This is a genomic window from Actinomyces sp. 565, from assembly GCF_010365615.1.
Classification (GTDB): domain Bacteria; phylum Actinomycetota; class Actinomycetes; order Actinomycetales; family Actinomycetaceae; genus Actinomyces.
Map to the genome: position 1 here is coordinate 1 of NZ_PIZD01000047.1, position 3,742 is coordinate 3,742.

At 68.4% G+C, this 3,742-nt stretch carries 3 protein-coding genes; all 3 read right to left on the bottom strand.

Annotation, left to right across the window (positions count from 1 at the left end):
* Nucleotides 1-264: 264 nt before the first annotated feature.
* Entirely contained in the window at nt 265-1,803 is a 1,539-nt protein-coding gene (locus GZ997_RS07045; RefSeq protein WP_162679390.1) for a hypothetical protein, read from the bottom strand.
* Between the two features lie 98 nt (nt 1,804-1,901).
* A complete protein-coding gene (locus GZ997_RS07050; protein ID WP_237564248.1) occupies nt 1,902-3,407 on the bottom strand; it encodes an alpha/beta hydrolase in 1,506 nt (501 codons plus the stop codon).
* A 133-nt stretch (nt 3,408-3,540) separates the two neighbouring features.
* Nucleotides 3,541-3,742 (bottom strand): hypothetical protein (locus GZ997_RS12440; protein ID WP_203234076.1); only part of this gene is annotated, 202 nt, incomplete at its 5' end.

The window sequence follows — 3,742 nt, forward strand, 5'->3', positions numbered from 1 at the left end:
GTGGAGACAGCACAGTACCCCTACCGTACGAACCGTCACCACCAGGTACGAATCGTCGACCGGAACGTACGAACCGTCACCACCAGGTACGAACCGTCAACCAGTGCCCGCGAACCGCCGGCCAGAACATACGAACCGCCGCGACAGCACAGCCCCAAACACGAACCGTCAGGATGCGGGCGCACACACGTCGGAAGTCGAGCCTCTTGTATCCCCCTTTTTAGCAGCGTCAGGGCAGTACGCACAGCGCTCGACTACCGTCCGTCACTTCGCGATGAACACCTCCCTCCCGCTCTCGATGGCCTTCTCGGCCTTGATGGTCCCGGTGATCTCCTCCCCGTCAACCATCAGCACGCCATTGGCATAGCTGTGGGGCGCGCCCACAAGGGGGATGGTCAGCACCTCCCGGTCCGGGCCGGTGAAGCTAGGCACCCCGAGCACCTGCAGGTTGTGCCCCTCACCGTCGAGCACCAGGATGGTGGTGGTGAGCACCACCTTGTCCTTGTAGGCGAAGGAGCCCCCGTACCCGATCTCCCCGTACTCGTGCACACGCAAGTAGGCCACGGAGGTGTCCGCCTCGGCGGCGTCGATTTTCCTGATGTCCGGGCCGGTGTACTCCTCGGACTCCTTGATCAGCTCATCGACCTTGCCACTGACCGCGGGATCGATGTCTTCCGGCACAGGGCTCACCTCTTCCAGGAGCAGCTCGGTGAGCGTCTTGCCGCCGGCGTAGAAGCCGCTCTTCCAGCCCGGCCTGGTGGCGTCCAGCAGCACCCCGGTGACGAAGCCGAAGGCGTAGGACTCCACGTCAACCGACACATCCAGCGACTCCTCCTGCAGCAGCGGGGCCTGCCGCGCCTGCAACTGCTCCGCGGACTGGTCCGCCTGGATGGACAGGGCCATGTACTCCACGTACCGGGCCACGCCCTCGGCGATGTCGTAGTGGTGGATGTCCTGCGCCTCCTGGGCGAACTCCGACTTCCAGGTGTCCAGCCAGTGGCGGGCGTGTCCCAGGTGCTCGGCGCGCTTGCCAGGATCGGTGGCGGCCAGGCGCAGGCGGTCCAGCAGCATGCGCCGCAGTGTGCGCGGACGGGCCTGGTACGGGTAGGGAGTGTCCCGACTGCTTGAGGCAGAGACGTTGATCTCGCCCTGGTAGTAGAAGTGCACCAGCTCGTGGGTCATCAGGGCGAAGGCGAAGGTGGCCGGGTCAGTCAGATCCGCGGTGGGGGCGGACGAACCGGTCGCGGTGATCGAGGGCGTGGCGTTCCCGCTCGCCGTCGTCTCCTCACCGTGCCCCGGGCCATTGCTGGCCGCCGCGGCCTGCCCCAGGTTGAGGGTGATCGACGGCTGCCCCTCGAACTCCACCTTGCCGTATGAGGACGGCGGCTCAATGTCCGCAAACTCGGCGGCCTTGAGCTCCCGGTGCCCCGCGGTGGAAATCACCCAGGCCCGGGTGGCCTTGAACTGCTCATCCACCTGCAGGGCGACGATCCGGTGCCGGGTGTAGTCAACCCCGGGCCACACCGGCCCCATGAGCGGCCAGGCGCGCGTAACCCAGTTGGCGATGCCCTCCACCATCGTCTCGTACTGCTCGGCGGACAACGACGGCGTGCCGGTCAGAGAGCCGAGGGGGTTTACCGCCCCCGCGCCAGGATCGGGAGCGGACGGGCTCGGCGTCGTCGTCCTGCTTCCCGCACCCGGTGAGCCGGCGCAGGCGGCCAGGGGCAGCAGGAGGGCCGCACCCATGGCGGCGACGGCGGAACGACGTGACAGGGACCATGCGGTCGGATCGGTTTTAGTCATTTGCTGGCTCGCTTTCATTCTGGATTCAGGCTGCATGCGTTGGCCCACCCGGGGCGGGCCAGGGGTCTTCCCGTGCCCGCCTTGCGGCGTGTACGCCCTCAGTACTGCTGCACCTGCTCGGCACAGGTCAGGTCCTTGTGCGGCAGCTCCCCGCGCAGCAGGTAGGCGTCGATTGCGTTGTCCACGCATTCGCCCTTGCGCATATAGGCGCCGTGCCCGTTGCCCTGGACGGTCAGCAGGCGGGCGGAGTCGAGCTGCTTGACCAGGGCCTGGGACCACTGGTACGGGGTGGCCGGGTCGCCGGTTATGCCGACGACGAGTATCGGCGCGGCCCCCGTTGCGCGGATCTGTCCGGGCTGGTGATCGGTGTGATGCCCCCAGCCCTGGCAGAACGCATCCGCGTATCCGAGGCCCTCGCCCAGGATGGGTGCCACCCGCTTGATCTCCTCTGCCTGGGCGTCCCATTGCGGCTCATCGCCCCGCACCGGGTAGTCCAGGCAGTCGACGGCGCTGATGGCGTACTGGTTCGCTGCCTCCCGCGCCTGCTTTTGAGCCAGTTCCGCGGGGTCTGCCTCCGCATCGACCAGATCCGGGTTTGCGATCACTGCCAGCGCGGTGCCGTCACCGTTGTTGATCGCCGGGGTGAGGGCCGCGGTGAGAAGGTCCCAGGCGCTGTTGTCATACATCAGGTCCACCAGCGTGCTGGTCAGCGTCTCCCCGTCCACGTCCTCACCCACGGTGCTGGGCAGGGGCGTGGCGGTGGCCCGCTGGATCAGCTGCCCGATCTGCTCCACACCCGAGGCGACGCCGCCGGTGAGCGGGCAATCCGTGCCGGCCTGACAGTGCTCCACATAGGCGTGCAGGCTCTTCTCAATGGCCTCGGCCTGCTGCACGACGTTGTCGGCGTTCTCCTGCGCGGGGTCCTGGGCGCTGTCCAGCACCATGCGCCCGACGTTCTCCGGGAACAGCTCGGCGTAGCGGGCCCCCAAGTAGGTGCCGTAGGAGGTGCCGAGGTAGTGCAGGCGATTGTCGCCCGAGAGCGCTCGTAGCACGTCCAGGTCGCGCGCCACTGAGGCGGTGTCCATGTGATCGATGATCTCGGGGACGGGTGAGTACTGCTCGCACCTGGCGGCCAGCTCCGCGGCCGCCTGCTCGGAGTCCTGCGCGCTCTCGGCCGCCATTTCCTCCTGCGCGGTGTCCTCCTGGGGCTGTGCGGCCGGGGTCGGCTCACCGGCCTCAAGGGCGCCGCGCGCCGCCTCCTCGATCTCCTGCGGGCTCAGGCAGGTCAGGGGCGTCGACTCGCCCACACCGCGCGGGTCGAAGCCCAGGATGTCGTAGCCGGCTCGCAGCGCGTCGGAGAACACGCCCTCCTGCGACACGTACTCCAATCCGCTGCCTCCGGGACCGCCCGGATTGGTCAGCAGCGTGCCAATCGGGTTTCCTGAGGTTGAGGGCAGCTTCTTCACCGCCAGGCTGATCGTCTTCCCTGCGGGAGCGTCATAGTCCAGGGGCACCTTCACGGTGGCGCACTGGAAGGCGGCGTCGTCGTCGCAGCTGTGCCAATCGGGCTTCTGCCCGTAAAAGGCCTCCAGTCCCGCGGGCACGGGCGGACTGTCCGACGCATCAACCGGAACGGGGGCCGTCCGGCCTCCCGACGGCGCCGAATCCGCGCCGCCGACGGCGCATGCCGACGCGAGCAGGCAGGCGGCAGCCACGGCCGCCAGTGGAACGACAGCCCTATTGTGAATCATTTTCGTTCTCATGAACTAAAAGGTAGATGGCGCCGGCACCCACCAAATCCGCCCGCTGACCGATACGCACCCGGCGCGCGCTCATCCAGCGGTATGAGCGCCCCTCCTCCCGCCCGCGGCAGGGCCAGCCGGCCGGGTCGGCACCCGGGCGACGGCGCCCGGCCCGCCCGCGGCCCGGCGGGGCCCCT

Excerpts from the sequence above, each read along its gene's own strand:
- GZ997_RS07045 (WP_162679390.1), bottom strand. The coding sequence starts at position 1,803 with ATGACTAAAACCGATCCGACCGCATGGTCCCTGTCACGTCGTTCCGCC.